This is a genomic window from Hymenobacter ruber (genome assembly GCF_054783255.1).
On sequence record NZ_BAAGQX010000003.1, the window covers coordinates 261064 to 284954 of the forward strand.

Consider the following 23891-nt stretch of genomic DNA (forward strand, 5'->3'; position numbering starts at 1 on the left):
CATAGCACCCCGGTTAAATGCAAGGCAAAAGTGGTTTTAAACGCTGCCGGAGCCGTTTCAGCTGCCTAAGGGCCTATTTTGCCCATTCAGTGGCTACGGTGCCACCCGCAGCCGCACGCCGGCCGATTGCGCTCCAAATTCGGGAGCATATAGGCACTGTACCTGGCTCAGCCCGCCCGAAAAATCGCCGGCCTGGCTGGCCCGCAGCCGGTACTCGAACACATGCGTACCGCGCGGCACTTCGCCCAGGAAAAAGTTGGTGGCCGCATCACGCGGGCTCTCGTAGTAACCCAGGCCGTTCTGGTAGCGGTAGCCGCTGGTTTGGCCGATGGGCTCCAGGCCGGCGGCGCGCTGGTCCTTGAGGTGCACGTATTCGAGGGCGCGGTCGGTGCGCAGCACGAGGCGCACCACCAGCGCATCGCCGATTTTGAGGGGCGACGTAGGCGTGAGCTTTTCCAGCACCGGGCCGCCGGCGGTGCGGGTTTCGCGGTAGAGCTGGCGCTCCAGGCTGAGCGGCGTGGCGGCAGGCGTCACTTTATCGATATCCTCGAAATACTGCCAGTAGAGCGCGCCCCAGGCCACGCCCGCGTCGGGCTTGCTGACAGTGACTTTGCCTTGCGCGGGCTGAATTTCGGCGGCGGGCCAACTGGTTTTGAAGTAGCCGGTGCCGGCCTGCGCGGCTTCGGGCTTCACGGCCTGGCCGCCGACGGTGACTTGCAGGGGCTGGGTGGGCGCGAGCCAGTCGGAGCCGCGCAGCAGCAGGGCGTAGCAGGCATCGGCGGTGGCGCGGGTGCTTTCCCAGCTGTGGGTGTGCTTGTGCTGGAGCAGCCAGAGCTTCATCTCGTCCACCGCTTTCTGGTCGTTTTTCACTTCATCGAAGGCCTCAATGAGCGTGGCTTGGGTTTCGGTGGGGGCTTCGCGCCAGTAGTAGCCGCCGCGCACTTCCTTCCAGTACATTCCCAATTCGGGCGAGTGCAGGGCGTTTTCCGACAGCGCCCGCAGGATTTCAGCGGCGGCCGGGGCTTTCGCATCCTGGCGAAACAGTGCCAGGGCAACTTGCGCTTGCAGGTAGCGCGTTTGGGCAGGCCAGTATTTGGCGGCCTGCTCGCGGTAGTAGGCGAAGGCTGTTTTTGAAACGGCTTCGGCGGGCTGGGGCCAGAAGCTACGGGCGTAGATAGCCTGAATTTGCAAGTCCGTGAGGTGGTTTTCGGCCAGCTTCACGTTTTTCTGGCGGCGCAGGTCGGCGTAGTCTTTGGCCAGGCTGGCATCGAGGTAGCGCAGGGCATTTTGCAGGATGTCGCGGCCCACGGCATCTTTTTCGGCATCGAACGCGCCCAGCTTGTGCAGCTTGCCGAAGCCGGCCACGATGAGCTGGGTGATGTACCGGTCGTCGGGCATTTTCTCAAACCACGGGAAAGCCCCGCCGGGCAGCTGCATGCGCTGGAGCTTGAGCAGGGCGCGGGCGGTTTCGCCCTGCAGGCGGGTTTCGTCGAACAGCTCGGTGAGGCGGGCCAGACGGGCAGTTTCGCTCTGCGCGTCGCGCACCCAGGGCGTCTCCTGGAGCAGCAGGTTTTTCAGCTCCTGGTTTTGGGCAAGCTTGCTTTCGAGGGCATTTTTCTGGGCGGCGGTGCCGCTTTGCGCCTGCCACGTCCACTCGGCCAGGATGGTTTTGAAGCGCGGGTTGGACTTGAGAATCTGGGCCGCGATGAGGTTGGCGTAGAGGCGGCTGAACACCTGCTCCGAGCACTCGTAGGGGTACTCCATGAGGTAGGGCAGGCTCTGCACGGCGTACCAGGCGGGGTTGGCCGTCATTTCCAGCGTGAGCGAGTAGTTGCGGCGCGTGGGGCTGCTGGTGCTAGTGAGCTTCTTCAGCTCAAACTCCCGCGTGCCGGGGCCGACGATGGGCAGCGGCAGGCTTTCGGTGATGAGAATTCGGTTCGGCAGCACCGGCAGGGTATTTTCCTCCCCATCGGAGAAAGTGGTAGCGGGCTGCTTGCGCTTGCCTTTTTTGCCTTTTACCTCATCCTGACCACTGGCCTGTGCCACCACCCGGTACGTCACGGCGGCCGGCGCGAAATCACTCGACACGCTGATTTCCCAGCCCAGGGCGGCGCTCTGGTGCGCGGCGGCCGACACGGCCTGCTGCGCCGGGCCCTTCAGCAGCTGTCCGGTGATATCCTGCCCCGTGGCGGCATCGAGCAGAAAGAGTTGCGCGGTGCCGGTGGTGGCATGGTCGGTCAGGTTTGAGAACTTGGCGGGGAAGGTGAAGGTGTCGCCCTGCCGCAGGAAGCGCGGCGCGTTGGGCGTAATCTGGATTTCCTTCTGCGTCACGAGCTGGCGGGCGAGCTGGCCGCTGTGCAGGGCTTTGTCGTGGGCCAGGGCCAGCAGCTGCCAGCGCGTCACGGCCTCGGGCATCTGAAATTCGAGCACGATGTCACCGTTTTTGTCGGTGCGCAGGGCCGGCTGCCAGAAGGCCGTTTCGCGGAAATCGGTGCGGGTGGGCACGGTGGTTAGGTCGGGGGCAGCCGCTTGCGGCTTGGGAGGGGCTGCAATGCTACTGGTTCCCCGAATCATGATTCGGGCACCGGCTTGCATCGGCGCAGGGGACACCATCCTATCGGCCTGCGTTGTCATCACGGTATACGACTTGTTCTCCACCACTTCCTCCACCGCTGTACTGCCCATTTGCCCAGCGTAGCCGAAGCCCTGCGCACTGCTACGCAGCATGGGATACACTATGGCGCGTGCTCCACTGGCAGCCAGCGGCTCCGAAGCGGCCACTGCGTTCAATATTCCAAACTCCCCCATCCACCCAAACCGCGCCGGATAATACCCCGCGCCAAATTCCAGCCCCATGAAGCTGTGCGGCCGGAAAATATCCAGGCTCTGGTCGTATAGCGTGGCCAGCAACTCGGCCGCAGCGGCTTTGCCATTGGCCTGGTGAATGGTGACGCGCCAGGTTTCCTGCTGGCCGGGCTGGAGTTTGTCGCGGAACGTGGCGATGGAGAGCTGGAGCGGCTGCGGGCTCTCGGCCACCTGTACGGTGGCATCGTGGCGGTATAGACGGTTGTCGCGCACCTGCGTGGTGTGGATGTAGAGCGGGCCCACGGCCGTAGCCGCGCCGCTTTCGATACTCAGGCGGCGCTGTTCGCCGGCTTTCATCGTCAGCCATTCCTGCCGCAGCAACTGGCCCTCGCGCTCCACCTCCAGCAGAATGCGCGCGCCGGCTTCGCTGCTGCCCAGCAGGATTTCGGCGGGCTGGCCGGGAGCCACAGTATCGGCCAGGGCCACAAACCAATCGGGCGTGGCGTAGGGCACAGTTGCAGCCTGCGAATCGTAAAGGGTGAAATCGAGTTTTGCCTTAGCCGAATCGGCCCCGGCGGCGCGGGCTTCGAGGCGGTAGCGGCCGGTGGGCAGCTGGGCGAGGGCGGCTTTCAGGTCCAGCGTGGGGCTGGCTTTGGTGTCGAAGGGCAGGGTCTGGACCAGCTCGGCGGGGGCTTCGTTTTCCTCCGTTTCGGGAGCCGGGCCGGGCACGCCGGGCGGGTTGGGCCGGTAGCGGCGGGCCAGCAGGCGCAAGGTGCCGGTGGCGGGCAGCGGCTCGCCGGTGGCGTTGGTGCTGAGCAGCTTGATGGCGGGCAAATGCTGTTTATCCACCTCATTCGGGCCGGTGAGCTGTAGGCTGAGCGGGTTGCGGCCGATGGGCAGGCTGCGGGTGCCGGTGCGGGTTTCGCCGGCCGCGTCGGTCACATCGGCGGTTATCTCGAACAGGTAGCCTGGCTCCCAACGGCGGCCCGTGGGCTTGGGCACCAGCGGCGGCGTGAAGGTGAGGCTGAACCGGCCCTCGGCATCCGTAGTAGTGGTGCCGTGGGCAATTTCCTGGCTGCCCTGCCCCCGGCCCGGCGCATAAATGCCGCGCCCGCCAAAGCCATAATCAAACAGCGGAAACAGCTCGCGGCGCGTGACTCGGTAGTTCACCGTGGCCCCGTCGGTGGCCTGCCCGGCGTAGGCCCGGGCGCGGCCGTTGATAGTGAGCGGCTGCCCCAGCTGCGGCCGGCCCGGTACCGAATCAATGCTGACCAGGAAGGTGGGGCGCTTGTAGTCCTCCACCGCGAAGCTGAGGCTGCCGTGGTCGGTTTGCAGGCTCATTTCGCCATTGAGCAAGCCCGTGGGCAACACCAGTGAGCCATTGAACGAGCCAAACTCCGAGGTGGTGAAAGGCAGTGTTTGTACGGGCTGGCCGTTCACATCCATCAAGCCCACCACCACCGGCTCAGTAGGCAGCAGATGGGCTTTGCCAGCCAGGCTCTCGGTCAGAATCCCCTTGAAATAAACCGTCTGCCCCGGCCGGTAAATGGCGCGGTCGGTAAACAGAAAGGTGCGGCGCTGCGCTTTCGGCGCCGGAAAAGTGCCGGGGCCATAGTAGCCGCCGATGCCGTTGAGACGCAGGGTATCGCCGCCGCGCCATAGCCGCACCGATTGCAGCTGCTCGACATTGCCGCTGCCCTGGCTACGGCTGTTATTAGGCAGGGGCAACGCCACCACACCTGTGGCATCGGTTTGCAGCACGTCGCTTTGACGAGTGAAATTCCGGTTGGCCCCCTGCGCGTACACTTGGTATGTGGCCTGCGACCGCACACCGGCCAGCGCCTCCCCGGTTTGGCGGTGCAGCACCAGCAAGTCAGTCGTGCCGGTGGTAGCCACATTCCGATGCACGGCGCTCAACTCGCTGGCCCGCAGCAACCCGTAGCTGATGGCTGCGCCGGAGCGAGGCTTCGCCGGATTGGTACTTTGGGTGCTGAGTACCACAAGGTAATGGCCAATTGGCAATGCCGCGCCCGCCGCAGCCAGTTTCAGCGGCTTGTATGCCGGGATATTGGCGGGCACCGGCACCGTCCAGGCTGCGGCGGGCGGGCGTTTCAGTGGCCGGGCATACCGCTCAGCAAAAGGCTGATTCAACGGGCTATACTCCTGCAAATCCGCCCATTCTTTCAGCGAAATCCGATACGCCCAGGCGTGCAGCTCGGTCGCGTTGCGAGCCGTCACGTCCAGCCGCCAGGGCTGGTTGGGAATCACGACATCGGCCACCGAAAATGTCAGCTCCGGCTGCTCAATCTGCGCCCGCAGCTGCCGGGCCTGCGCCGCGCCACGCGACTTCGGAAACCGCGCCTCCGCCTCTCGCGCCAACCGCACGGCGGCCACATTGTCGCCGGCCTCATACACCGCCTGGGCCCGCCGGGCCATAAACTCTGTGCTGACAGGAAGTGCCTTATACGTCTCGGCCATCCGCACCAGCGCCGGCTCGTACTGCGCAGCCAAATCCGTGTTCTGGGTGAGCGAATGCAGGTAGTCAATCCGGCTCAAATCCACTTCGGCCAGCGCAGCCACATTCTGCGGCGCCAGCTGCTGGCGCGAGGCCGTGAGGCGCTGCAGCAGGTGCAGCGCATGCAGCTGGCCGTTCAGCGAGTCGGCCTCCGGGGCCAGCAGGCGCAGCGCGGCAAACTCGGCCGCAGTTCCGAATAGCTTGGGGTCCGTGAGCTGGAACTGCTGCTCGGGCCGGGTCACGTACAATTCCTGGTGTTGAAGGCCCTCAATGGCGCGCTGGGCCAGCAGGTCATACAGCGTGGGGCGCAGGGCTCGGCCCTCGGCATCGCCGCCGGTGGCCAGGTCGCCAAGGTCGGCCAGGGTGGTTTTCAGCTGCTTCTGCGGCTCATCTTCTACAGATTGGTAGTAGTGCCGCACAATGGCCGCGCCCAGCCGGCCCATGTCCCAGGTGGCAAGGCCGGTACCGCCGTCAGCGGTTTTCTGGTCGTCAGAAGTAGGGGTAGCGCCGGCCGTGCGCTGGTAGAGGCGGTAGCGGTTCAGGTTGAGGTAGTTGGTGTACTGCTCGGCCAGCAGCGAGTGCAGGATGGGCCGGGCCGGGAAGGCGGCCGTTTTCACATCGGCCTCCAGCAGGGCAATGGCCTTTTCGTCGGCGTCCTCCTGCTTGGCTTGCAGCAGACGGATTTTGTATAGCAACGCCCGCACGTAGGCCGCGCTGTTATTCTCCTTCTTCGCTTGCTGATAAATGGCTTCCACCAGCGGCGCGGCCGTGGCGGTCTGGTCCTTTTTCAGCAGCGCGTCAATCTTCTTCCAACGGGCGGCATAAGGGCCGGGCGGCGGGCCGGGAGCGGCAGAGTCGGCACTGAAAATCATGGTCAGGAGCAGGCAGGCAAACAGGAATAAGCGCATAGGCGGGGTGGGCACAGGCAACAGGTTGGAGCCATAAAGATGCCCGGTCCGGCTTTATTGCACAGAGCGGGCCATTTTAGCTCACCTCCCGGCCATAAGCGGTTTCACGCTGGCATTGGCGGCCCTTCAAGCCTTGAAATCCTGTCAATTGCCGTGCGTAATGAACGGACCACCACGACAAAAAAAGCGCCGGGAACCCCGGCGCTTTGGCAGTTTCATTCAAAACCCCGTCGAAATCTGCAGGTGGCCAAGCCGCTCTTCAAGCCACCGAAGCGCTGGCCCCCACAGCATTGCCAGCCAGCACGGCCTCGGCCTGGGCAATGTGGCGCTGCATGTGCACCACCAGGAACTCAAGCTGGTCCGTCAGGCGCAGCAAAATCAATGGGAATAAGGCGTTGGGAATCCGAATGGCGTTGGCATTTACCTGCCGGGCCAGCAGTGTGAGGCGCAAGAGCTCGTCCACCTGCCGGCTAAAAACCTCCGTGACGGTGCGCGGCAAGCGGGTACCCGTGGGCGCGTAGCGCTGGGGCGAAGTGTAGGTTTTAACGCTCGCCGGCGTGCGCATGGCGTCGATGAATTTCTTGCCCAGATAGCCCTGCTTGGCCACGGCAGCCGGTTTCGAGCCCCGCTCCTGGGCGCGCTTGATGCGGGCCGCGATGCTGGGCAAGTAGTAGCCGCCCACGATGTTGAGGTGCTCCAGGCACTGGCCAGCGCTCCAACGGCTGGGGCTGGGGCGACGGTTCAGCTCTTCGGCGCTCAGGGGGCGGAAACGCTGCTGCGCCGTCACCCGCAGCACCAACAGGTCATTGGTGAGCTGGTCAAAGAAATCAGAAGTGGCACGAGCGGCAACGGGCATAAAAGCAGAGGCTAACGAGTCGTAAACATACAATTTAGCAGCGGATTCCGAATAATTTACGGTGGATTTCCGCCTCGCCAAGCTCAACATTTGGGTGCGGGCTGGTATCTTGGCTGCATGGTAAAACAATGTTTTTGGTATTGTAGTGCACTGATTGCCTTGGCAACTGCTTTGCACGATGAGGTTCGGGCCCAGGCCGTACCTAATGCCGGCGAACGGGTAGAAAGCCTCGTCACATTTGGCGCGCAATCGGACAAGATGTGGGGCGACGATGACTTCACCCAAACCTTCTTCTTCCTCATCCCCGAAAAGCAGCGCACCCCGGTCTACATCCGCGTTTTTGACCCCGACTGCGGCGGCAAAAACGATGACCTGAAAGGTGCCGCCAATACCACCACGTCGTTCAGCCTCTACGGCGGCCCGGGCACCTTCAGCGGCCCGCAGGCCCGCGACCCGCGCCCCACCAACCCCACGCCCACCGGCCGCCTGCTCAAGAGCCAGACCTTCGGCAACGAGCCGAAATATGACGGCAAGTGGTACACCTTCGGCCCGCTCAATCCGCTGGAAGGCGAGATGGTGGACGAATTTAAAGGCCACGTTTTCAAGTTGGTGGCCCGCGGCCTCAGCGGCAACGATGGCAACCTGTACCGCTACTTTTTCAGCACCAGCCCCACCGAGAACGTGTCAGTGGAAGGCGGCAACGCTTTCACCTACGAGTACTGCTTCCGCCTGCCGGCCACGGCCAGCAAAACCACCGTGCACCTCTACCCCTTCGTGAACGACAAAGTGGTGAGCATCAAGCAAAGCAATTTCGACGCCGACAATGCCGCCACCCTCAACGTATTCAGCATTGCCAAAAACGGCCAGCCCGGCACCATGAGCGGCGACGGCGCATGGAGCAGCAGTGTCTTTCAGGTTTCGCCCAAGGAGCACGGCCTCAGCCTCGATTTCCGCCTCACTTCCACCAAGCCCGCCCCCAACGACATGGTGTTCTACGTGACCGACCAGTACGAAACGGCCATGCCGTTTTTCGCCATTCCGCTGGGCGGCCCGCCGCGCTATCAGTACGACATCAACGTGAAAGTGCACCGGTAAGCGCCGGATACAGGCCTTTAAAGAAGAACGGTCATGCTGAGCTCAGCATGACCATTCTTTGGTTAATGCCTTCTCGTGCCTTACTCGTCGGCTTCCCCGTCGCGGCCGGCGTTGCGTTTCGGGGCACCGTGGTCAGCGCTGTCTTCGTCGCCGGTTCGGTTTTCCTGACGGGCCGCCGAACCGTAGTTCTGGGCTGTGTCTTCGGCGCGTTGTCCGCCTTTGGCGGGCGAGCCGGCGGTGCTGCCAGCTTTGCTGTCGTCGTAGGAATCATTATAGGAGCCGCCGCGCGAGCCAATGCCCTGGGCAGCGTCGCCTTTGTTGGCTTCGGGCTGCGTGTAGCCGTTGCGTTCGCTGCCGGTATTGTTGTCGGGCACGCTGTTGGGCTGGTTGCGGCCCCGGTCACCGTAGCCCTGCCCGCGCTGGTCAGCCATTTCGGGCTGGTTGGTGGAATAGGTGCCGGAATCGTGACGGCCCTCTTTCTCATTAACCCCACCTTCGGCAGGCATATAATCTGTTGTCTCGTTGCGGTGTTCACCTTCGGCAACATTTCCGGTGCGCTGGCCAGAGGCATCGCCGGAGCGGAGCGACGTGTGGCCGTAGTCGGCCGCAAAACCAGTGTCGATGCTTTTGGGCGAGCCGTTATCGTTCAATCGAGGGTTGCCAGTACTTCCCATTGAGTCTGGCGCGGCGCCGGCTTCGAAACCGTATTCGGTGCGGCTGTCGGGGCGGGCGTCACGTCCGTCGTAGCTGCGGTAGGCGTTGTCCTGCTCGCCGGGGCGGCCGGGGCCGCCGTAGTATTTGTCTTCGGCGGTGTTATTGGGCTCGTAGTCGGCCAGGCGGTTCTGGTTGCCGAAGCCGCCGTGGGTAGTGCCGCCCAGGTCCTGCGCGCCAAACTCGCCCCGGTTGGGGTCGCTGTCCTGGTTTTCGCGGCGGTCCTGGTCGTGGTAGCTGCCCTGGGTGCTGTTGCCAAAGTTGCCGCCGTAGGAGCCTTCCGGCACCAGGTGGGCCGGGTCGGCTGCTTTGTTTTCCTGGGGCTGGCCGTCGGCATCCACTGCGCCTTGTGCCATGCTGGTTTCGGCGTCTGCCAATGCTTCGCTTGTCACTGGGGCCGGGGTGGCGTGGCTGGTGGGCGGGCCACCGGGCTGGCCCACACCTTCGCCGGGCCGGGTATGCTTGGTGGCAGTGTTGCCCACCGGCCCGTCGATGCGGTTGCCGGCGATGTCATTGGGCTCGGTATTCAGATTTTCTTCGGCGTTGGTCATGGCGGTGGGCTGATAATTAGGAGGAGGAAAGAGCATTAGCCAAGGGCTGCTTACCTATACGCACCGCCGAACCCGTTGTTTTCGACATCCGCCAAGCACCGGGCGAGGTGCGGTTTTCGGCGGTGCCATTTTACCTTTGCCCGGCAGTGGCCCGCCGCGCACCAATTCCCGGCCCTTCGCCAGCCGGCCGCAGCGCAGTAAAACCCGATTCATTTTACCCTTACCCCACGCTTATGCTTACCGGCACCGTTAAGTTTTACAACGACACCAAAGGCTTCGGCTTCATCATTGCCGACGACAATCAGGAAGAAATCTTCGTGCACCAAACCGGACTCATCCACGAAATCCAGGAAGGCGACCGGGTGCAGTTCAACATCAAAGCCGGCAAGAAAGGCCCTAACGCCGTGGACGTTACCCGCGTGCAATAACATTGAAGCGCTGGCATCAAGCAGTCGATAATCAGACCGCCAGCGCAGCGTTATCCATTTAGAAAGCAAAAGGCCGGCCCCGCATTATGCGGGGCCGGCCTTTTGCTTTTCGGGCACGCTCAAACCAACTACTTCTTTGCTACATGCTTGGCCACCCGCACGCCCACGGCCATGAGGCCGGGCAGCTGGTCCTGGCGCATGTACTGCTCCAGGGTCAGGGTGTAGTTGCCGGGTTTGGCGAAGTGCTGATTGGGCAGTGCCAGCGCTTGCAGGTCGTAAATATCGCCGGTACCACTGCCTTTGGGCTCGCCGGTTTTGGGGTCCATCAGCAGGATTTGGTGCAGCAGCGGCGGGCCGGCCGGGCCGGCGGGCCCGGTCAGCGTGTGCTTCACATACAGGTTGTAAAACCCATAGGCCGAGGCAAACCGAACGTTAAAAAAGACGTCGTAGCGCGCCGTGGTGTCTTCGATAGCGAAGGTGAAAGCGGGCTTCTGCTGCACGTCCCACGAGTATTTGGGGAAGTCCGTATTCTGCTCAAATACTCGGTTGGGGTCACAGGCCGTGAGCAGACTCAGAAGGCCACCCACTACAGCCAACTTCCATGCAAAACGCTGATTCATATTAATAACTGGCATTCAAAAACAAAACAGCGTTGATTTAAGAACCAGCCGGAGCCGGGGCAGCGCCGGGCGCGGCACCACCTTCGCCGGCTGGGCCACGGCCACCGCGACGGTTGCGGCCACCTCGGCCTTCGCGGCGCTCGCCACCTTCGGCACGGCGCTCACCACCTTCCCGGCGCGGGCGCGGCTCGCCGCCACCTTCGCCAGCGGCGCGGGGCGTGGCTCCGGCGGTCGAGTCGGAGCGGCGGGGGTTGTCGGGGCGGCGGTTGCGGCCGCCTTCGGGGCGTGGTTCGCCAGCTTCGCCTTCGGGGCGAGGGGCGTCGCTGCGGTTGCGGCCGCCACGGCGGTTGCTGGGGCGGGCCGCCGCACCACGGCGGCCGCGCTGCTCGGCGGTATCGCCCAGGGCGGGTACCGGGTTGTCGATATCGCCGGGGCCAGGGCTGGTCATTTGCTCGGGCGGGCGGGGGCCGCCGGGCGCGGCACCGGCGGGGCGGCGGCCATCGCGGGCGGGCCGGCCTTCGCGGGGCTCGCGCGGCGGGCGGCTTTCGCGGCCTTCACGCGGCTCGGTGCCGGGCTCCTGGGCAGCGCGAGGCTCGCGCTCGGCACGGGGCGCACGGGGTTCGCGGCCTTCGCGCGGGGCGCGGGCTTCGGTGGCTTCGGCGCTGCTGCCTTCTTTTTCGCCGCGGCCTTTTTTGCGCTTGCTGCGCTTGGCGCTCGATTTGATTTTGTCGTCGAGGCGGTCGAGCGAGCCTTCCACGATGGCGGACACTTCGGGCTCGGGCGCTTCTTCGCGCGGGGGCAGCAGGCTTTCGATGACTTCGCCGCGCTTGTTCATTTCCAGCAGCTCGCGCACGCGGGCCGTGTCCAGCATCACCCAGTTGTTATCGCCTTTGAAGGCAAACCACATGCGGCGACGGAAGATGTCGGTTTTCTGCAAAAAAGCTTCGCCCTTGCTGGTTTTCAGCGGGCGCTGCACCTGCGGAATGTCCTTGAGGGCATCCAGGTACGCATCCAGCTCATAGTTGAGGCAGCATTTGAGACGGCCGCACTGGCCGGCCAGCTTCTGGGGGTTCAGGCTGAGGTTCTGGTAGCGGGCGGCGGTAGTGCTCACCGTCTTGAAATCGGTGAGCCAGGTAGAGCAGCACAGCTCGCGCCCACAGATGCCGAGGCCACCGATGCGGCCAGCTTCCTGCCGCAGCGAAATCTGGCGCATCTCCACACGCACCCGGAACTCGTCGGCCAGCCGGCGGATTAGCTCCCGGAAATCGACCCGGTCCTCGGCCGAATAGTAGAACAGGGCGCGGGTGCGGTCAGCCTGGTATTCCACGTCTGAGAGTTTCATGCGCAGGCGCAGCTCGCTCACCATGGCGCGGGCCCGGAACATGGTGCCGGTTTCGAGGTCGCGCACGGCCTGCCACCGCTCCTCATCGTCGGGCGTGGCAATGCGCAGGATGTTGCGGATTTCCTTGGAGTCGGTGGATACCTTCTTCTTGCGCATTTGCAGGCGCACCAGCTCGCCCTTGAGCGAGACGTGGCCCAAGTGCCAGCCCGAGCCGGCGGCATCTACCACCACGGCATCGCCGGTCACGAGGGGCAAGCGCAAGTCATTGCGCATAAACTCCTTACGACCACCTTTGAAGCGTACCTCCACGAGGTCGAACCCGGCGAAGGAATCGGGAATTTCTACGTCCTGGAGCCAGTCGAAGACGTTCATGCGGGTGCAGCCGCCGGAGCTACAGCCCCCTTTGGAGCCGCAGCCCCCTACTTTGGTGGTGCCGCAGCCCCCACCGGTTGAACATGAAGCACAAGCCACGAGTCAGACAATTATATAGTTGGGCGAAAAGCGGGTTTTCGCGAAAATTCGGTTCCTAGCAAAGATACACAAATAGCACAGGGCGTTTCCGGCAGGCTAATAACAGCATTCGGAGTACTTCTATCCCGGGCCGGCCGGTCCCTATGTCGGCCATAATGCCCTCACTTGGCCGTGTAATTATTACAATAGTTTATTAAACTGGCACTTACAAAATTTTGTCATTTTTCATAATTTAAAACCTCAAAAACCGCTTTATTCGCCGTTAAAACCGTTTTTGGTTGAATTATTTTCAAATCATTCGATAATGACTGATGTGATTCACAATTTCATCCACATATATTCGCCCATTCTTCACCAAAACCTCACCACCAAAAAGTTCTATGAAAAATTTCAAACTTCTCACCCTCCTTGCGCTGGCTGGCGCAACTCTATCACTTTCTTCGTGCAGCAAGAAAGAAGAAGCTGCAACCGTTGCCCCTACCACTGCTTCGGCGGACGCAATGGCTCAAATCAAAGCCCTGGGTTTTAGCAACCAGGACGTTAAAAAAGTTGATGCCGGCTACGTAGTCGAAGGCGACATCCTGCTGACCCCGGAGCTGCTGGCCAGTGCCCCCGGCTACTCCACCCTCCGCGTAGGCGACCAGGAGCAGTACCGCACCACCAACCTGGTGACCGGCCTGCCCCGCACCATCACGGTGAGCCTCAGCAGCTCGTTTCCGTCTGCTTATGTGTCGGCCATCGATGAGGCTATCCGGCGCTACAACGCGGCCGGCCTGCGGATAACTTTCCAGCGCGTTACCAGCGGTGCTCAAATGCCCGTGAAGTATTCGTCGAACCTGGGCCCAGGCGTACTCGGCCAGTCGGGCGGCTTCCCCAGCGGCGGTAACCCTGCACCCGGCTTCACGCTGGTGCCCAATGTGATTAACAGCTCGAACGTTAACTACATCGCCACCATCATGGCCCACGAGATGGGTCACTGCATCGGCATGCGCCACACTGACTACTACAACCGCGCCATTAGCTGCGGCGGCAGCGCTTCCAACGAAGGTGCCAGCACGGTGGGTGCCATCCTCATTCCCGGCACGCCCTCCACGGCCGAGTCGAACTCCTGGATGCTGGCCTGCGTGGGCAACGGCGTGAACCGCCCCTTTACCGCCAACGACCTGACCGCCCTGAACTACATCTACTAGTTTCGGCTAGTAACTCAACAAAAAGCCCCGGCTCTGTGCAGAGCCGGGGCTTTTTGTTGAGTTACTACATCCAAATGCGCCGGGCTTATTGAATAATAATCTTCAGGATTTGTCCCAGCTTGTTGTCCTGCTCCACTCGCAGCAAATACATCCCCGGTTTCAATCCGCTGGTCTCTACCAGGTTGACGAGGCCTTCAGCAGTGGCGGTGCGCTGATATCGGCCCAGCATATCGTAGAGGCGAATGGTTACGGGGGCCGTGCTGTTGGCCACCACGGTAAGTGGGGCACCGGCGAGCACGGGGTTGGGGTAGGCCTGAATCAGGCCGGCACCCAGCAGGAAAGCTTCTTCGGTGCTGCTGTAGAATTGCTGGCCGGCCACATTGTCGAGACGCACGCGGTAGCGGTAGCGCCCGGCGGCAGCGGGCTGGTCGGTGAAGGAGAACGTGGTGCCGGCGACCGGGCTAATCGTCTGCACAGCCGTGAAGCTGCCATCGGGCTGCTCGCGCTCCAGCGTGGCCGATTTCAGGTGGTATACCGTACCAAGGACTACATCGAAGCGGATGGTTTCATCGACCAGCTGCCGAGCCAGAAAGGAGCGGAAGTAGCACGCCGTACCCTGTGTGGTGTAGTTGATGGTAGTGCCCGGCTGGCCCACGCGCCCGCCCACCACGGGAGCCACGGCGTAGTAGAGCACCGGCACCTGCGCGCGGCCGAGCACCAACGTGGTATCGGTGGTTTGCGCCAAGGGCTCCAGATACGTAGCGCCCAACTGGTACACCTGATAGCGAGCCACGCCCGGAATGTGCGCCCATTGCAGCAGCGCTTCCTCGGGGCAGGCATAGCCGACCTGCAGCACCGGGGCCCGCACAATGGCAAATGTGTCAGATACAAACTCACTGCTGCCGCTCACCAGCCGCAGCTGGGCCAGCGTGGCCGTGTCGGGCACGGTCCAGGTGGCGCGGCGGTCGGCCAGCGGTACACTGGGCGTCAGCACGCGCCAGCCGGGGCGGCCCACGGGGCGGTAGTCGAGGCGTGCAGTGGCGGTGGGCGCGCCACTCCACTGCCAGCGCAGGTTGGCAGTGGTGGTGGGGCGCAGGTTGTCGGAGCGCACGGGGTAGGTCCAGGTGAGGCCGGGTGAGCTGGTCTCGTAGGCCAGGCTAAAGGCTTGCGGACCTTGCGGCACGGCGTAGCCACGCACATGCAGCTCGTAAGTACCGGCGGCGGGCAGCGTGAGGGTTATCTGCTCGGCATTATTGAGGTGGTCGGCGCGGCGGCGGGCGGGGCGGGCCAGCGAGTCGGCATTGGGGTAGGCGCTCAGGGCCCAGGGCAACCAGCGCTGGGCGGTGCTCACGTTTACTAGTTCGAGGTCGAGGTCGTTTATGAGGGCTGCGGCGGCGTTGGCGGCGGCGGCGGGGTCACTCCAGACAAGCGTGGCTTTCAGCTGCTGCTGGCCAGCGGGCACGGTGATGCGGAACACCTGGTCGGTGCCCTGACCGGCGCTGCCGCCGAAGAAGCGGCCGGCGCGCATGGTGCTCACGGCCCCCAGTGCATCGGCCTGCCCAAAACCGCTGAGGTAGTCGATTTCGGCCGTGCCGAGGTCGTCGGCACTATTCAGCAGCACGGCTTTGACGAGGGCGGCGGGCGGCAGGGTGCCGACGTGCTGGTCGCGGTACTGCTGCTGGAGCAGGATGCTGATGCCCGACACTAGCGCCGCCGCTTCGGAGGAGCCGCCTTCGCCGTAGGCCACCAGCTCGGGCTTGATGCGGCCGTCATAAGCCGGGCCGCGCGAGCTGAGCGCGGCCACCTGCCCGCTGGGGTCGGTAGCGCCCACGGTCAGGGTGTTCTTCGACATCTTGAACTGCCCGCTGATGTTGGCGAACCGGGCAATGTCTTTATAAGCACCGCTGGGGCTGGCCGACGAGCCCACGTTGCCCGACGAAAACACGTGCAGCAGTTGCGGCATTTGCTGCGTCTGCTGGTCGTAGGCCTGCGATTCGAGGCCGTAGTAGTTTTCGATGCCCACGCCATAGGAATGGTTTTGCACCGATATGTTGGCCTGGGTCAGCTGGGTGGCATCGTCGGGCAGCAGACGGACAAAATCGGAAGTAGCCAGCCGCACGGCACGGGCCGCGCCCCGGCCCAGCGGGTCGGAGTTGCCGGCGCCACCCAGCAGCGTGGCCATGGCCGTGGCATGGTCAGAATACGGCTTGGCGAATGCGGCCGGGCTCACCACACGGCCTTTCAGGTCGACGTCGTCCGGGTCGAAGGGCAGCTCCTTTACGGAGGCAGTGAGGCCCTGCCCGGTGAGGTCGGGGAAGCGGACGTGCACCGCCGAGATGGCATTCACCGAGATATCAGAGTTGCTGAGGCGACGCTCTTCGTGGGCGCGGCGGTCGGCCACGTCCACAAATTCTACGCCCGGCGCGGCGGCCAGCTGGGCCGGTGTGAGGCCGGCAACGGTAAGCGTGCGGGCGTCAGTCCCGGCCGGCGTTACCTGCGCGGCGGGCTGGTGCTGCCGCGCCCACTGCCGGAAGGCCGGGCCATTGGCCACGCGGATGCGGAGCGGGCTGGGGGCATCCGCTACCGAGGCAGCTTGTAGGCCCGGGGCCAGCCGGGAGGACTGCGCCGGGCGCGGCGCGGGCTGGGCCAGTAGTAGCTGCGGCAACATAAGCAGCGCTCCCAGCAAGCCGACTCCGCCCCGGTATCCGGCAAAAAATCTGCTTGCTTCTCCAATGGCTGGCTTCATGCACATAATGAATCTGGGGGAGCTCCGGCACCTGCCGTTGCTGCTGCCCAAAGGTAAAGCCGGGCTTCGGCAGTGCGCGCGGCCAGCACTTTTGCCGAAAAGCTATTCCGCCGCGATTTTGCGAATGGTGTTGCTTCCACTGTCCGTCACATAGAGCGTGCCGCTGGCATCCACGGCTATTCCGCCGGGCCCGTTGAAGCGGGCGGCGGCCCCGGTGCCGTCGTTGGTGCCGAAGCGCAGCGCACTGCCGGCCAGCGTGGTTACCTCTCCGGCGGGAGAAATTTTGCGAATGAGCGCATTGAGGTGGTCAACCACATACACGTTGCCGCGGGCATCGACGGCCACGCCGGTGAGGGCCCGGAACCGGGCCGTGGCTCCTGTCCCGTCAGTGTGGCCGCCGCGACGGGCATCTCCGGCCAGCGTCGTTACCTGCCCGGTGGGGGTGATTTTTCGAACCGTCCCGTTCCCGTTGTCCACTACGTATAAAACCCCTTGCGCATCAACAGCGACAGCGGCCGGGTGGAAGAACCGGGCTGCAGCCCCCATCCCGTCATTGCTGCCCTTGTGGCCAGCCAAGCCCGCCAGGGTGGTGACCTGGCCAGCCGGAGTGATTCTGCGAATGGTATGGTTAAACGTGTCGGCCACGTAGAGGACGCCGCTGGCATCCACGGCCACGCCGTGGGGCAGGTTGAAGCGGCCGGCTGGACCAGAGCCATCGGCGCTGCCTTTCTGGCCCGCCGTGCCCGCTACGGTGCTCACGGCACCATCGGGTGTGATTTTGCGGAGGGTGTGGTTCTCGCCATCGGCCACGTACAGGGTGCCATCGGCGGCCACGGCCAGCCCTACCGGGTGGTAGAATCGGGCGGCCGGACCGGGGCCATCGGCACTGCCTTTGGTGGCACGGGCACCGGCCAGCGTTGTTGCTTCGCCCAACGGCGAGAGGCGGCGGATGGTCATGTTCTCTTCGTCGGCCACGTACAGGGTGCCGTTGGCGGCCACAGCTATGCCCATTGGGTAGTCGAACCGAGCGGCTGGGCCGGGGCCATCGGCACTGCCTCTGCTGCCCGCCGCGCCCGCCAGCGTTGTTACGGCAGCCGTTGAGGAATAGGAAGCCGTATCGGCGGGCACAAACACGATGCGCTGGGCCTGCACCTGCGCCAAGGGCAGCAACAGCCAAGCCGCCAGGCAAACGAGGGAGCGGTAATGCATAAGCAAACAACGAGGAAAGTGACGCTTCAAAGGTATTAGCCCAGCCCCAACGAAAAACGCCCCGACCAAACCGGCCGGGGCGTTTCAGTTAGCAACCCAAAGCTGCTACGGCTTCGCGAGCTTCTTGCCGCCGCCTGGGGCCACGGCCTCAATCACATCGAATCCATGCTCGCTGGCTTTGGCGAGGTTGGCAAACCGGAGTTCAGGAAAGGCAACCCAAGATTACTCGCCTGGCTTCAGCACTACTTTGGTGCAGTTGTCCTTCTTGTTACGGAAGATGTCGTAGGCGTGCGGGGCCTGCGAGAGGGGCAGGCGGTGCGAGATGATGTCGTCCAAGCGCACGTCGCCGTTGGCCACGTGGGCCAGCAGCTTGTCGATGTACTTATGGGCGGGGGCCTGGCCGCCTTTCAGCGTGATGCCCTTGTCGAAGAACTGGTGGATGGGGAAGTTGTCGAACGGCGAAGAGTACACGCCCAGCACCGACACGAAGCCGCCCCGGCGCACGGCGCTCATGCAGGCCAGCAGCACTTTATCCGAACCTTTTTCGAGGTTGGCTACGGCTTTGGCACGGTCCAGCAGGTTGCGGTCGGGCTCGAAGCCCACGGCTTCCACCACCACATCGGCCCCGTAGCCCTTGCTCATGGCCCGGATTTCGTCGACCACTTGCTTCTGGTTTTCCCAGAGAATGCCTTCGGCACGGGCGGCCTGCTTGGCCTTGTCGAGGCGGTACTGCTGGGTATCGACGATGATAACGCGGCTGGCCCCGCGCAGCCAGGCCGACTTAGCGGCCATTATGCCCACCGGGCCGGCCCCGAAAATGGCCACGATTTCGCCGCCCCGCACATTGGCCCAGTCAATGCCGGTGTAGCCCGTGGGAAAGATGTCGGTGAGGAACAGCACCTGCTCGTCGGTGAGGTTGTCGGGCACTTTGCGGGGGCCGTTGTTGGCGTAGGGCACGCGCACGTATTCGGCCTGGCCGCCGTCATAGCCGCCGTACAGGTCGGTGTAGCCGAAGAGGGCACCGCCTTTTTCGGTCATCAGACCGCCTTCGGGGCCGTAGTGGTCGGGGTTGGAGTTTTCGCAGTGGCCGGGCAGGTCGTGGTTGCAAAACAGGCAATGGCCGCAGGCCACCGGGAAGGGCACCACCACGCGGTCGCCGCGCCGGAGGTTAGTAACACCTTTGCCCACTTCCTCCACAATGCCCATGAACTCGTGGCCTAGCGTCATGGGCTTGGGCTGGGGAATGCTGCCGTTGTAGATGTGGAGGTCGGAGCCGCAGATGGCCGTGCTGGTCACGCGCAGAATGACATCGCGCGATTCCTTGATTTCGGGGTCGTCCACGTTATCAACGCGGACATCTTTGGCACCGTGAATGCGGAGAGCTTTCATATAGCAGTCGTTAGGAATGAAACAGAAGAACCTGCTTTCCTAACGACCGGCTTTTCGGGCGGGTTGCTACGGTTGAGCCTTGGCGGCCGGTAGCCTCCACCGTCCCGTCGGCTTTACATCTGATAAACAGCCACGCCCGCCGCCGTGAAAATATAGGCGTAGGTTTCGCCCACCAGCACCTGCCGCACCGCGCCGGGGTCTTGGCCAGCGGGCAGGGCCACGCGCCGCTCGGTCAGGTTGTAGAGGTGGAAGAAGTGGATGGCGCCAGCCTCCAGAAAGTACAGCTCATCGCCCCGGAAGCCCACCGTACTCAGGCCCGGAAAGGGCAGCTTCTTCTTGTAATTTCCGAGGTTGTCGAACACATACACGCCGGTGCTGCGGTCCACGAGGTAGGTGTTGTTCTGGTATTGCCGAATAAACCGGAAATCGGGCCGTGAGCGACCGATGAGCAGGTCCAGCGGGGTACTCTGCACCAGGCGCAGGGTATTGGGGTCGAACTCGCGCAGCACGAGGTTGCTCTCATCCAGCAGCCAGATAAAGTTGTCCGGGGCCAGCGTGGCCACGCGCACCGTGCCATCGAGGTAGTCGGCCAACCGCACCTCGCTGATGAGCGCGAGGAACCTATCGAGCAGCACCAGCTGCTGGCGGTCGTCGTTGAACACGAGGGTGCTGGTCACGTTCCAGGCCTCCACCTGGGCCACGTGGCCGGGCTGAGCGGGCGCATAGGTATTCAGGGGCAGGCCTTCGGGGCCGTATTGGCGGAGGTTGTTGTCGGCATCGGCCACGTAAAGCGCGCCGCGCCGGTCCAGCGATGCCGCGCCCGGATTGGGCAGCTTGATGAGGCGCAGCAGCTTCCAGGCGGCCACAGTGGGCGCGGCCGTGGCATCGAGCGCGGGCCCGGCGGCCGGCTGCACGGGAGCCACGGCTTCTTTAGCGGCGGGCGCAGCAGAAGCGGCCGAGGGCACGGTAATTTGGGCGCGGGCGGTGCTGGCGAGGAGGAGAAGGAATGCCAATTTGATAAAACGGTCATGCAGAGCGCAGCGAAGCATCTTGCTCGGGGAACTAACCCAATCGAGTGAGTTGCTTCCCCAAGTAAGATGCTTCGCTGCGCTCTGCATGACGTTCGTTGCCGTGCTCATTTACTGCTCAAAATGCCGCAAGGCCAGCTCGTTGCCATCATACACGCCGTAGCTGCAATAATTGACCCACTCCCCCAGATTCACGTAGCGGCTGCCGGGGGCCACTTCCACATCCAGCGGCAAGTGGCGGTGGCCGAAGACGTAGTAGTCGTGGTGTAAACGCGTTTCCAGCTCGCGGCAGTATTGCAGCAGCCATTCCTCGTCGCCGAAATACACGGTATCGTCCTTGCCCACCTGCATCCGGCTGCGGCGGCTCCACTTATTGGCCATGCCAATGCCGAAGTTGGGGTGCAGCCGCGCAAACAGCCACTGCGCCACGCTGGAGGTGAACACCTGCTTCAGGGCTTTGTAGCTGTAGTCCTTTGGTCCCAGACCGTCGCCGTGTCCGATGTGAAACATCTTGTCGCCGATGCGTTGGCTCACCTCCTGCCGCAGTACCGGGATACCCATTTCCTGCGTGAAGTAACCGAACATCCACATATCGTGGTTGCCGGTGAAGATAGTGATGGGCAGGCCGCCATCCGTCAGCTCCGCCAATTTCCCCTGCAAACGGCTGAACCCGCGCGGAATGGCGTGCTTGTATTCAAACCAGAAATCGAACAAATCGCCCAGCAGGTAGATGGCTGCCGCGTCCTTGGCCGCCTCATCCAGCCAGCGCACAATGCGCTTCTCCCGCGCCAGCGAAGTGGCCGCATCGGGCGCGCCCAGGTGGAAATCGGAAGCGAAATAAACCCGCTTGCCGGGTGGCAGGATAAGGTCAGAAAGTAAATGGGGTGACTTCATTCGGGTGAGTTTTCGGCGTCGTCTTCCAGCAAAAACAACGCGATGCGGCGCGGGCCATGCGCCCCGAGCACGAGGGTTTTTTCAATATCGGCAGTGCGGCTGGGGCCGCTGGTGAGCGATACCATCGAGGGCAGGGCCGCGCCGTAGCGGCCTTGTACCACGCGCAGGGCCTCCCCTATCTCGTGCACCACCTGGCGGGGTCGGGCCAGCACGAGGTGTTGGTCGGGATAGATGCTCAGCCGCCGCCCGCTGGCCGTGGCAGCCGATACCAGTACGCTGCCGGTACGCGCCACCAGCGCCTCGCAGGAGGTCAGGCTCAAATCAGCCTTGGCAATAAAATCGGTTTCATCGGCCTGAAAAGCGATGCCCGCCCGATACAGCAGCGCCTGCATCTCGGGTTCCCACACGTAGGGCGCGCCCACCTGCTGCCGCTGCCGGAAGCCCGCTACCTGCGCCGCCAAGTGCGGCAACGACTCGCAGTAGTAAAACTCGCCGCCCACGCGCTGGAAGCTTTCGGCAAATGCCACCACGGCATCGGCGTTGTTCAAAGGCGGATGCACGGGAGCCGCAAAATCCGGACGGGGCGGCAACGGAGCAGGGCCCGCCGCCAGCCCCTGGCGAATGCGGGCTAAAACGGCATCGCGGGAAGAATCAGCCATGACGAGAGAGTTGCGGGTTGAAGCTGCCAAAGGTAACCGTTGCCCGATAACCGGGCTTGCTTCACAAAAAAAGGCCCGCCTCCTAAGTGGAGGCGGGCCTTTTTCTGCAGTTAGCTTGAACCGGACTATACGCCGGCTACCGCGTTGCCATTGGGAGCCGAAGCTTCGTTGTTGCGGTTGTCGTCCACGCCGGGCAGGTGCAGGTCGGGCAGGTCGCTGCCGAGCTTGCCGCCGGCGGCCTGTTCGCCCTTCACTTCCGAAGCGGTTTCGCTGCGGTCGGTGCCGGCCATGTGGGCCTGGTAGTTGGTCTGGGTTTCGAAAGGGCGCGGGCCCACGAGGCGGGTCAGGTCTTCCTGTTGCAGCACTTCTTTTTCCAGCAATTCCTTGGCTACCACCTCCAGCTCGTGGCGGCGCTCAGTGAGAAGTTCCTTGGTGCGGGTGTAGGCGTTTTCGATGATGGTGCGCACTTCCTCGTCAATCATCTGCGACGTGGCTTCCGAGTAAGGCTTCGAGAAACCATACTCGTTCTGCCCCTTCGAGTCGTAAAACGACACGTTGCCGAGCTTCGAGTTCATGCCGTACATCGTCACAATAGAATAGGCCATCTTGGTGATGCGCTCCAGGTCGCTCAGTGCACCGGTCGAGATTTTGCCGAACACCAACTCCTCGGCGGCGCGGCCACCCAGGGCCATGCACATCTCATCGGTCAGCTGCTCGGTGTTGTAGAGGAACTGCTCCTTGGGCAGGTACTGCGCGTAACCCAACGCTGCTACCCCACGAGGCACAATGCTCACCTTCACCAAGGGGTCAACGTGCTCCAGGAACCAGCCTGCAATGGCGTGACCGGCTTCGTGGTAAGCCACAATGCGCTTCTCGCCGGGCGAGATGATTTTGTTCTTCTTCTCCAAGCCACCAATCACGCGGTCGATGGCGTCGGTGAAGTCCTGGTCGGTGATGAATTTCTTGTCGCGGCGGGCGGCGATGAGGGCCGCCTCGTTGCAGACGTTGGCAATTTCCGCACCCGCAAAGCCGGGCGTCTGGGCCGAGAGGCGCTTGGCATCTACGTCGGGACCCAGCGTCAGCGGCTTCAGGTGCACGTTGAAAATCTGGGTACGGCCGTTGATATCCGGCTTGTCGATACTGATTTGACGGTCGAAACGACCGGGACGCAGCAGGGCCGAGTCAAGGGTATCGGGCCGGTTGGTGGCAGCCAAGATGATAACGCCGGAGTCGGTGCCGAAGCCGTCCATCTCCACCAGCAGCGAGTTCAGGGTGTTTTCGCGCTCGTCGTTGCCGCCGGGCATCGAGCCTTTGCTGCGCGAACGGCCTACGGCGTCAATCTCATCGATGAAGATGATGCACGGTGCCTTAGCCTTAGCCTGCTTAAACAAATCCCGAACGCGGGCTGCGCCCACACCCACGAACATCTCGACAAAGTCGGAGCCCGAAAGCGAGAAGAACGGCACGTCGGCTTCGCCAGCTACGGCTTTGGCCAGCAAGGTTTTGCCGGTGCCAGGAGGGCCTACCAGCAGCGCGCCTTTTGGAATTTTACCACCGAGAATAGTGAACTTGCTGGGGTTCTTGAGGAACTCCACAATCTCCTGCACTTCCTCTTTGGCTTCTTCGAGGCCAGCCACGTCTTTGAAGGTGATTTTCACCTTATCACCGCCTTCAAACAGGGCGGCTTTGCTTTTGCCGATGCTGAAAATCTGGCCGCCGGGGCCTCCTGCGCTGCCCATGCGGCGCATCAGGAACCAGAAACCGACAATCATTAAGACAATGAAGCCGTAGGTGCCGATGTAGTCGCCGGGGCTCGACCGCTCCTCAATGTTGAGGGGCAGGCGCTGGGCGGCTGGCACGTCTTTCTGCAAAGCATCCAGGTTTTCCTGGAACAGCTTGGCATCCACCACCGGGAAGTAGAACTGCGAGCCCACGCCCGACGCGCCAAATGGCGTGCGGCGCGTGAGTTCCTGTCGGTACTTGGCCTGGGCCGCCTCCTTCAGGGTCACTTCGACCACTTTCTGGTTGCTTACAATGGTGACGGCCTGCACATCGCCGGCCGCCAGCATGCTCTCGAAGCGCTGCTGGTTGATTTTGGCGGGAGAGTTGAGGTTATTCACCCACATCACCCCAAACAAAAACACCAGCAAACCAGCCAGCACCCACAGCTGCAAGCCCGGGCGCGGGTTAGGCACCGGAGTCAGGGGCTTCTTCTTCTTATTGTTATTCAGATTTTTATCCGACATGAAAATAGCTACTTAAAACCGAGGATAGGTAGGAGCAAAACACCACGCCGAAAACAAATGTTCGGCAAAAAGGCAGACGTTCGGGAAGCAGTTTTATTTTACAGCGAAGCGGCTTTTCTGTCATCCTGAGCGCAGCGAAGGACCTTATCATACCCGTGCCGTTTGGCATTACTGCAAACTATTCACGCGTGATAAGGTCCTTCGCTGCGCTCAGGATGACAGGTTCAG

15 protein-coding genes are annotated in these 23891 nt (G+C 63.0%); 3 read left to right on the top strand and 12 right to left on the bottom strand.

Annotated features, from left to right (window positions below):
* Positions 1-93: 93 nt before the first annotated feature.
* Positions 94-6228, bottom strand: coding sequence for an alpha-2-macroglobulin family protein (locus ACYVM5_RS08165; RefSeq protein ID WP_460617640.1), 6135 nt, complete (start codon positions 6226-6228; stop codon positions 94-96).
* Positions 6229-6487: 259 nt separating this feature from the next.
* Positions 6488-7084 (bottom strand): DinB family protein, encoded by a 597-nt coding sequence (locus tag ACYVM5_RS08170; protein WP_198069226.1) that lies wholly within the window; start codon positions 7082-7084, stop codon positions 6488-6490.
* Between the two features lie 159 nt (positions 7085-7243).
* Here ACYVM5_RS08170 and ACYVM5_RS08175 point away from each other — a divergent pair, with 159 nt between their 5' ends.
* The gene (locus ACYVM5_RS08175) at positions 7244-8179 is read left to right on the top strand and encodes a hypothetical protein (RefSeq protein ID WP_460617641.1); all 936 of its coding nucleotides are present in this window, start codon (positions 7244-7246) and stop codon (positions 8177-8179) included.
* 80 nt (positions 8180-8259) lie between these two features.
* On the opposite strand, the gene ACYVM5_RS08180 is transcribed toward ACYVM5_RS08175, so the two are convergent.
* Positions 8260-9477 carry a hypothetical protein gene (locus tag ACYVM5_RS08180; protein ID WP_460617642.1) on the bottom strand — a complete coding sequence of 406 codons (1218 nt, stop codon included), beginning with the start codon at positions 9475-9477 and terminating at the stop codon, positions 8260-8262.
* Between the two features lie 197 nt (positions 9478-9674).
* Here ACYVM5_RS08180 and ACYVM5_RS08185 point away from each other — a divergent pair, with 197 nt between their 5' ends.
* The gene (locus ACYVM5_RS08185; protein ID WP_198069229.1) at positions 9675-9869 is read left to right on the top strand and encodes a cold-shock protein; all 195 of its coding nucleotides are present in this window, start codon (positions 9675-9677) and stop codon (positions 9867-9869) included.
* 128 nt (positions 9870-9997) lie between these two features.
* Here ACYVM5_RS08185 and ACYVM5_RS08190 read toward each other — a convergent pair whose 3' ends face one another.
* Together ACYVM5_RS08190 and ACYVM5_RS08195 are read right to left on the bottom strand one after the other, a co-directional pair.
* A complete protein-coding gene (locus tag ACYVM5_RS08190) occupies positions 9998-10489 on the bottom strand; it encodes a gliding motility lipoprotein GldH (protein ID WP_342298537.1) in 492 nt (163 codons plus the stop codon).
* A 37-nt stretch (positions 10490-10526) separates the two neighbouring features.
* Positions 10527-12203, bottom strand: coding sequence for a PSP1 domain-containing protein (locus ACYVM5_RS08195; RefSeq protein ID WP_460617643.1), 1677 nt, complete (start codon positions 12201-12203; stop codon positions 10527-10529).
* A gap of 479 nt (positions 12204-12682) precedes the next feature.
* On the opposite strand from ACYVM5_RS08195, the gene ACYVM5_RS08200 reads away from it, so the two are divergent.
* Positions 12683-13492 (top strand): M57 family metalloprotease, encoded by an 810-nt coding sequence (locus ACYVM5_RS08200; protein ID WP_460617644.1) that lies wholly within the window; start codon positions 12683-12685, stop codon positions 13490-13492.
* 85 nt (positions 13493-13577) lie between these two features.
* Here the strand turns inward: ACYVM5_RS08200 and ACYVM5_RS08205 are convergent, their stop codons facing one another.
* From ACYVM5_RS08205 to ftsH, 7 genes are all read right to left on the bottom strand, one after another.
* A complete protein-coding gene (locus ACYVM5_RS08205) occupies positions 13578-16160 on the bottom strand; it encodes a S8 family serine peptidase (protein WP_460617645.1) in 2583 nt (860 codons plus the stop codon).
* A 180-nt stretch (positions 16161-16340) separates the two neighbouring features.
* On the bottom strand, positions 16341-17447 hold the full coding sequence (locus tag ACYVM5_RS08210; protein WP_460617646.1) for an NHL repeat-containing protein: 1107 nt from the start codon (positions 17445-17447) through the stop codon (positions 16341-16343).
* Positions 17448-17669: 222 nt separating this feature from the next.
* The gene (locus tag ACYVM5_RS08215) at positions 17670-18836 is read right to left on the bottom strand and encodes a zinc-dependent alcohol dehydrogenase (protein WP_460617647.1); all 1167 of its coding nucleotides are present in this window, start codon (positions 18834-18836) and stop codon (positions 17670-17672) included.
* Between the two features lie 113 nt (positions 18837-18949).
* Positions 18950-19849 carry a hypothetical protein gene (locus ACYVM5_RS08220; RefSeq protein WP_460617648.1) on the bottom strand — a complete coding sequence of 300 codons (900 nt, stop codon included), beginning with the start codon at positions 19847-19849 and terminating at the stop codon, positions 18950-18952.
* A gap of 126 nt (positions 19850-19975) precedes the next feature.
* Positions 19976-20758, bottom strand: a complete 783-nt coding sequence (locus ACYVM5_RS08225) for a UDP-2,3-diacylglucosamine diphosphatase (RefSeq protein WP_460617649.1) — start codon at positions 20756-20758, stop codon at positions 19976-19978.
* Positions 20755-21417 (bottom strand): LutC/YkgG family protein, encoded by a 663-nt coding sequence (locus tag ACYVM5_RS08230; RefSeq protein ID WP_460617650.1) that lies wholly within the window; start codon positions 21415-21417, stop codon positions 20755-20757. Before ACYVM5_RS08230 ends, ACYVM5_RS08225 begins: the two co-directional genes overlap by 4 nt.
* 125 nt (positions 21418-21542) lie before the next feature.
* Complete coding sequence (gene ftsH / locus ACYVM5_RS08235; RefSeq protein ID WP_460617651.1) at positions 21543-23663, bottom strand: ATP-dependent metallopeptidase FtsH/Yme1/Tma family protein; 2121 nt, start codon at positions 23661-23663, stop codon at positions 21543-21545.
* Positions 23664-23891: the final 228 nt, after the last annotated feature.

Excerpts from the sequence above, each read along its gene's own strand:
- ACYVM5_RS08165 (WP_460617640.1), bottom strand. The coding sequence starts at position 6,228 with ATGCGCTTATTCCTGTTTGCCTGCCTGCTCCTGACCATGATTTTCAGT.
- ACYVM5_RS08200 (WP_460617644.1), top strand. The coding sequence starts at position 12,683 with ATGAAAAATTTCAAACTTCTCACCCTCCTTGCGCTGGCTGGCGCAACT.
- ftsH (WP_460617651.1), bottom strand. The coding sequence starts at position 23,663 with ATGTCGGATAAAAATCTGAATAACAATAAGAAGAAGAAGCCCCTGACT.
- ACYVM5_RS08230 (WP_460617650.1), bottom strand. The coding sequence starts at position 21,417 with ATGGCTGATTCTTCCCGCGATGCCGTTTTAGCCCGCATTCGCCAGGGG.
- ACYVM5_RS08190 (WP_342298537.1), bottom strand. The coding sequence starts at position 10,489 with ATGAATCAGCGTTTTGCATGGAAGTTGGCTGTAGTGGGTGGCCTTCTG.
- ACYVM5_RS08170 (WP_198069226.1), bottom strand. The coding sequence starts at position 7,084 with ATGCCCGTTGCCGCTCGTGCCACTTCTGATTTCTTTGACCAGCTCACC.
- ACYVM5_RS08180 (WP_460617642.1), bottom strand. The coding sequence starts at position 9,477 with ATGCTCTTTCCTCCTCCTAATTATCAGCCCACCGCCATGACCAACGCC.
- ACYVM5_RS08225 (WP_460617649.1), bottom strand. The coding sequence starts at position 20,758 with ATGAAGTCACCCCATTTACTTTCTGACCTTATCCTGCCACCCGGCAAG.
- ACYVM5_RS08185 (WP_198069229.1), top strand. The coding sequence starts at position 9,675 with ATGCTTACCGGCACCGTTAAGTTTTACAACGACACCAAAGGCTTCGGC.
- ACYVM5_RS08205 (WP_460617645.1), bottom strand. The coding sequence starts at position 16,160 with ATGTTGCCGCAGCTACTACTGGCCCAGCCCGCGCCGCGCCCGGCGCAG.
- ACYVM5_RS08210 (WP_460617646.1), bottom strand. The coding sequence starts at position 17,447 with ATGCATTACCGCTCCCTCGTTTGCCTGGCGGCTTGGCTGTTGCTGCCC.
- ACYVM5_RS08215 (WP_460617647.1), bottom strand. The coding sequence starts at position 18,836 with ATGAAAGCTCTCCGCATTCACGGTGCCAAAGATGTCCGCGTTGATAAC.
- ACYVM5_RS08195 (WP_460617643.1), bottom strand. The coding sequence starts at position 12,203 with ATGAACGTCTTCGACTGGCTCCAGGACGTAGAAATTCCCGATTCCTTC.